Here is a 4,387-nt window from a genome sequence, read left to right on the forward strand (position 1 = left end):
GTGGCGCTGACCGGTGAGCTGGACGCGGCCTGCACGGCCGCGTCCAGCTCACCGGTCAGCGCCACCACCCGCGCGGCCACCGGCGCGGCGGCCACCGCGTCCAGGGTGTCCAGCAGGGCGGCGGCGGCGATCTCGGCGGCGACCCGGTCCCCGACGGTGGCGGCCAGCCGGGTCTTGACTCGGCCCGGCACCGGCGCCTTGGCCACCACCAGCACCGTCACCGGCACCTCGTCATGTGCGCCGCTCCTCCTCATCGCTTCACTCTGCACCGTCACCGGCACGCTCACGCGATCGACCGCCAGAAGTCGTAGGCGGCGATCACGCTGCCGCGCAGCGATCCGCTGACCTTGGACTTGCCCCCGGTGCGGGCGCCGTAGCCGACGTCGCGTTCGACCACTTGCCAGCCGGCGGCCGCGGCGCGCACCAGCAGTTCCACCGGATACCCGGAGCGCCGGTCGGTGATGCCCAGCCCGAGCAGCGCGTCGCGGCGGGCGACCCGCATCGGGGCGATGTCGTGCACGTCCAGGCCGTGCCGGGTGCGCAGCCGCCAGCACACCGCGGCGGTGCCCAGCCGGGCATGCCACGGCCAGCGCACCCCGCGCCGCGGGCGGCGCCGGCCGGTCACCAGGTCGGCGCCGCGGCCCAACGCGGCCACCAGGGCCGGCAGGTCACCGGGATCCAGCGAGCCGTCGGCGTCGAGCACCGCCACCACCGGCGTACCCGCCGCCACCACCCCGGCGTGCACGGCCGCCCCGTAGCCGGGTCGCGGTTCGGTGATCACCGCGGCGCCGTGCCGGCGGGCCACGTCGGCGGTGGCGTCGGTGCTGTCGTTGTCCACCCCCAGTGCCCGGTAACCGTCCGGGACCGCGGCCAGCACCGCCGGCAGCGACTCCGCCTCGTTGCGGCAGGGCAGCACCACGGTGACGTCGGGCATTTCAGTCGGCGACCGCCGTCAATAGCTGTTGCAGGGTGGTCAGTTGCCGCTCGAACGGCCCGTCCAGCTTCGCCAGCAGCGTCTCGATGCCGGCGGCCCGGTACGCCTGCACGCGGCGGGCGACGGCATCCGGGGTGCCCAGCAGGTTGGTCAGCGCCCCGAGTTCGATCGGCACCGCGGCACGCGCCGCCTCCCGATCGCCGGCGGCCCACAGCTCGCGCACCCGCGCCACCGCCGCACCGAAGCCGAGCCGGCTGAACGCCTCGTTGTAGAAGTTGCGGGACCCGGAGCCCATCGCCCCGATGGTGAACGCGTAGCCGTCGGCGTGGCGGCGGGCGGCGGCGTCGGCGTCATCGGTGAACTCCACCGCGACCGGCGCCACCAGCGACAGGTCGGCCAGGCTGCGCCCGGCGCGGTCGGCACCCTCGCGCAGCGGGTCCAGGAAGACCTCGGCCGATTCCGGGATGAACGCGTTGCCCAGCCAGCCGTCGGCGACCTCGCCGGTCAGCCGCAGGTTCGCCGGCCCCATCGCGGCCACGTACACCGGCAGCGGCTGCGGGGCGACCATCGGCCGCAGCGGCGCGCCGGCGCTGTCCGGCAGCGGCAGCGGGTAGATCTCGCCGTCGTGCTGCAGCCGGTCGCCGCGGCTGATCATCCGGACGATCTCGACGGTTTCCCGGGTGGTCTGCACCGGTTTGGTAAACCGCACCCCGTGCCAGCCCTCCATCACCCGCGGCCCGGACACGCCGATCCCCAGGGTGAACCGGCCGTGCGACAGCTGCTGCAGGCTCAACGCCGAGGTGGCCAGCAGCGCCGGTGAGCGCGACCCGAGTTGGACCACGAAGGTGCCCAGCCCGATCGTGGTGGTGTGCGCGGCCAGGTACGCCAGTCCGGTCAACGCGTCGTAGCCCCACACCTCGGGCACCCACAGCGAGGCAACCCCCAATCGTTCGGCCTCCTGGGCGAATTCGACGGCGCCGGGCAGCCGCGGCTCGATCGTCACACCGACCCGCATGGCCCCTCCCCTCGTCGCCGGATATGCGGGCTACCATAACGCCGATGCGCTACCGGGACTGTCCGACCGTCGAGGTCGCCGAACGGATCGTCGGGGATCCGGCCGCAATCTGGGCCGCGGTCACCGACATCACGCTGCCGGTGCGCTTCTCCCCTGAGCTGCAGCGGGTGGAATGGCTCGACGGCGCCAACCACGTCGCCGTGGGCGCCCGGTTCCGCGGCTACAACAAGCATCCCTCGCTGGGGGAATGGCACACCGACTCGCAGGTGGTGGAGGTCGAAGACGGCGCCCGGTGGGTGTGGGCGGTCGGCGGCGGCGCCACCTGGGGATTCGAAGTCGACCCGACCAGCGACGGGGCGATCGTGCGGCAGTGGGCGCGGCTGGGGCCGGGGCCCTCGGGGCTGAGCCTGGCGATCGAGGCCATGCCGGACAAGGAAGGTCGGATCGTCGCCCGCCGGCTGGCCGAGTTCGAGGCCGGCATCCGCGCCAATCTCGCTGGTATCAAAGCACTTATCGAAGGCTGACAGCGGCCGTCGACGACCACCGCATTCGCGCGTAACGCAGGCTGGTCGCGACCGGGTAGGGCGTGCCCCGGCCGGGCGGCCCCACGTGCCGGCTGATGCCACGCCACCTCCCCAGGGCGCCGGAGCGCCCGCACCCGAAGCTATTATGCTAGGTAACATAGCATAATAGCCGGTGCAGCAGCCAGCTCGCTCTGGCTTCTGCAGCGCATCCGGCCCTACAATCAGCGCAGGTCGGCTGGGCGAACCCTTGGTGGTAGCGATGAACGTCACCGAATTGATCCGCACGACGCGGACGCGCAGTACCGCCGCTACGGCGGTGCTGATCTGGGCGGCGCTGCTCGGCCCGCCGGTGCCGTCGGCCACCGCCCAACCCTGCCCCGACGTGGAGGTGGTGTTCGCCCGCGGCACGTCCGAGCCGCCCGGTGTCGGCGGGATCGGGCAGTCCTTCGTCGACGCGCTGCACTCCCGCGTCGGCGATCGCTCGTTCGAGGTGTATCCGGTCAACTACGCCGCCAGCAGCGATTTCGGTGGCGGCCTGGAGTTCGCCCGCACCGTCGTCGACGGCGTCCGGGACGCGGGCACCCATATCGAGAACACCGCCGCCAACTGCCCCAACACCCGGATCGTGCTCGGCGGCTTTTCCCAAGGTGCCGCGCTGGCCGGCTATGTCACCTCCGCGGAGATCCCGAAGGAAATCCCCGCCGAATACCGGTCATACGTCCCGCAGCCGATGCCGCCGGAGGTGGCCAACCACGTCGCCGCGGTCACCCTGTTCGGCACGCCGTCGCCGGAGTTTCTGCAGCCCAACGGCGCCCCGCCGGTGCGGATCGGCCCGCTGTACGCACCGAAGACGCTGCAGCTGTGCGCCGACGGGGACACCATCTGCAACGGCAGCCCCGCCGGCGGTCCCCCCATCGCGCACGCCTCCTACGGTGTCAACGGGATGACCGACCAGGCCGCCGACTTCGCGGCCAGCCATCTCTAACCGCGCAGCGGCGCAAACGCAAACTCGCGCAACCCGTCTCGGGGCGCCACCGCGGCCCGAAACCCCAGCAGCTCGGCGGCCCGGGCCGGGTCGGCGACGAGGTGGCGCACATCGCCGTGCCGGTATCCCCCGGTGATCACCGGTGCGGTGCCCGAGCCGCGCGCCTCGCACAGCGCGGTGGCCACCGCCAAGATCGAGATCGGCTGCCCGGAACAGACATTGAGTGCGGTAAACCCGCCGCGGTCGGCGGTCACCGCGGCCAGGTTGGCCGCCGCCACGTCGTCGACATGAACGAAATCCCGCATCTGCCCACCGTCTTCGAAAACCCGTGGCGGCTGGCCGTTTTCCAGCGCGGAGCGGAAAATCGCGGCCACCCCCGAGTACGGGGTGTCGCGCGGCATCGCCGGGCCGTACACGTTGTGGTAGCGCAGCGCGGTCACCGACCCGCCGGTGGCCTCGGCCCAGGCCAGCGCGTAATGCTCCTGGGCGGTCTTGCTGGCCGCGTACAGGCTGCGCGGGCGCAGCGGCGCGTCCTCGTCGACCAGCCGCCAGCTGAGGGGCTCACCGCCGATCGGGCAGCGGTGCTCGAAGATCCCGGCGTCGAGGTCGGCGCGGCGCCGCGGCGCGGGGTCGACAGGTCCGTGCGCGGCGCAGTCGTAGCGGCCCTGCCCGTAGACCACCATCGAGGAGGCCAGCACCAGCCGACGCACCCCGGCGGCGTACATCGCGGCCAGCAGCACGGTGGTGGCGAAATCGTTGTGGCTGCCGTAGGCCGGGGCATCGGCGGCGTCCACCCCCGCCCCCACCCCGCTCCCCCTCCCCCCCCCCCCCTCCCCCCCACCCTCACCCACCCCGCCTCCCCCATTCTCCCTCCCCTACTCCCCTCCTCCTTTTTCTTCTACACATCTCCGAGCCCACTCGACTGCCGC

4 protein-coding genes and 2 pseudogenes are annotated in these 4,387 nt (G+C 72.9%); 2 read left to right on the forward strand and 4 right to left on the reverse strand.

The genetic code is table 11. The features are described from left to right. From BKN37_RS26060 to BKN37_RS26070, 3 genes and pseudogenes are all read right to left on the reverse strand, one after another. Window positions 1-254, reverse strand: a pseudogene (locus tag BKN37_RS26060) (hypothetical protein); the annotation flags it as partial. A gap of 29 nt (window positions 255-283) precedes the next feature. Further along, the gene (locus BKN37_RS26065; RefSeq protein ID WP_071030083.1) at window positions 284-934 is read right to left on the reverse strand and encodes a glycosyltransferase family 2 protein; all 651 of its coding nucleotides are present in this window, start codon (window positions 932-934) and stop codon (window positions 284-286) included. 1 nt (window position 935) lies between these two features. Then, the gene (locus tag BKN37_RS26070) at window positions 936-1,949 is read right to left on the reverse strand and encodes an LLM class flavin-dependent oxidoreductase (protein ID WP_071030085.1); all 1,014 of its coding nucleotides are present in this window, start codon (window positions 1,947-1,949) and stop codon (window positions 936-938) included. A 44-nt stretch (window positions 1,950-1,993) separates the two neighbouring features. On the opposite strand from BKN37_RS26070, the gene BKN37_RS26075 reads away from it, so the two are divergent. Then, on the forward strand, window positions 1,994-2,473 hold the full coding sequence (locus BKN37_RS26075; protein ID WP_071030087.1) for an SRPBCC family protein: 480 nt from the start codon (window positions 1,994-1,996) through the stop codon (window positions 2,471-2,473). Window positions 2,474-2,732: 259 nt separating this feature from the next. Next, complete coding sequence (locus BKN37_RS26080; RefSeq protein WP_071030089.1) at window positions 2,733-3,458, forward strand: cutinase family protein; 726 nt, start codon at window positions 2,733-2,735, stop codon at window positions 3,456-3,458. On the opposite strand, the pseudogene BKN37_RS26085 reads toward BKN37_RS26080, so the two are convergent. Beyond that, window positions 3,455-4,264: pseudogene (locus BKN37_RS26085) on the reverse strand (NAD-dependent epimerase/dehydratase family protein); the annotation flags it as partial. The gene BKN37_RS26080 and the pseudogene BKN37_RS26085 overlap by 4 nt on opposite strands. Between the last annotated feature and the right edge of the window lie 123 nt (window positions 4,265-4,387).

The organism is Mycobacterium talmoniae (genome assembly GCF_001854525.1).
In the GTDB taxonomy this organism is placed as follows: Bacteria; Actinomycetota; Actinomycetes; order Mycobacteriales; family Mycobacteriaceae; genus Mycobacterium; species Mycobacterium talmoniae.

Bases quoted from the DNA above. Each gene is read 5' to 3' on its own strand.
- BKN37_RS26075 (WP_071030087.1), top strand. From the start codon at position 1,994: ATGCGCTACCGGGACTGTCCGACCGTCGAGGTCGCCGAACGGATCGTC.
- BKN37_RS26070 (WP_071030085.1), bottom strand. From the start codon at position 1,949: ATGCGGGTCGGTGTGACGATCGAGCCGCGGCTGCCCGGCGCCGTCGAA.
- BKN37_RS26065 (WP_071030083.1), bottom strand. From the start codon at position 934: ATGCCCGACGTCACCGTGGTGCTGCCCTGCCGCAACGAGGCGGAGTCG.
- BKN37_RS26080 (WP_071030089.1), top strand. From the start codon at position 2,733: ATGAACGTCACCGAATTGATCCGCACGACGCGGACGCGCAGTACCGCC.